Origin of the sequence: Phocaeicola sp. ICN-14070, assembly GCF_037892625.1 — a bacterium.
GTDB lineage: Bacteria > Bacteroidota > Bacteroidia > Bacteroidales > Bacteroidaceae > Phocaeicola > Phocaeicola plebeius.
On the sequence record NZ_JBBKBF010000174.1, the window covers coordinates 1 to 676 of the forward strand.

Annotated in this window: 1 protein-coding gene; it reads right to left on the reverse strand. The window is 39.5% G+C overall.

What is annotated here, in order from left to right; all coding sequences use genetic code 11:
- On the reverse strand, positions 1 to 463 hold a 463-nt coding region (locus WKT20_RS18165), incomplete at its 3' end, for an RNA polymerase sigma factor (RefSeq protein ID WP_340417881.1).
- Positions 464 to 676 lie beyond the last annotated feature (213 nt).

Here is a 676-nt window from a genome sequence, read left to right on the forward strand (position 1 = left end):
CTATTTCTTTATAAGAAAGCTGTCCTTCCCGACTTAACCGGAAAACTTCCTGCTGCCTGGGTGAGAGAGCCTCGAATGCTTTTTGTATGATATCCTTCAAGTCTTGTGATAGAAGTTCGTTTTGTGTATCTTCTGTATAGTCAATAGCATTTTTTAGCAGATGCTCTTCCAAAAGCTGTTGATGCTCCATGCTGCGAAGCTGGTTAAGAATTCGGTTTTTGGCAATGGTGTATAAGTAGGCAGAGAAAGGCTGGTCGGTTCGGATGAACTTTCGGCTGAGCCAGACATGAAGGAAGGTTTCTTGTACTATGTCTTCGGTATAGGCAGACGATTTTAAGAATTTGAAAGCAAAGAAGGTGAGCTGTGCTCTGTATAAACTGTATAATTTACAGAAAGCCTTCTCATCTCCTTCTGTCAGTAGGAAAACAAGTTTCTTCTCGCTGATGTGACTATTCGGTTTCATGTGATTTTAGTCCTAGTATAGTAAGGTGTTATAAGGGTATGCAAATGTAGTGTTTTATTTGGGAAAACAAATAATAGACCTGATTTTTTAGATCCCTTGAACTGTTAATACAATAGTTCGTTAAAAATTCGCCACGCCTAAGCGGCTCTGGCAGTAAATAAAATGAGTTCTTTGAAAAGTTTGTCAATAACTTGCGGGTCTGGGCTAATCCCA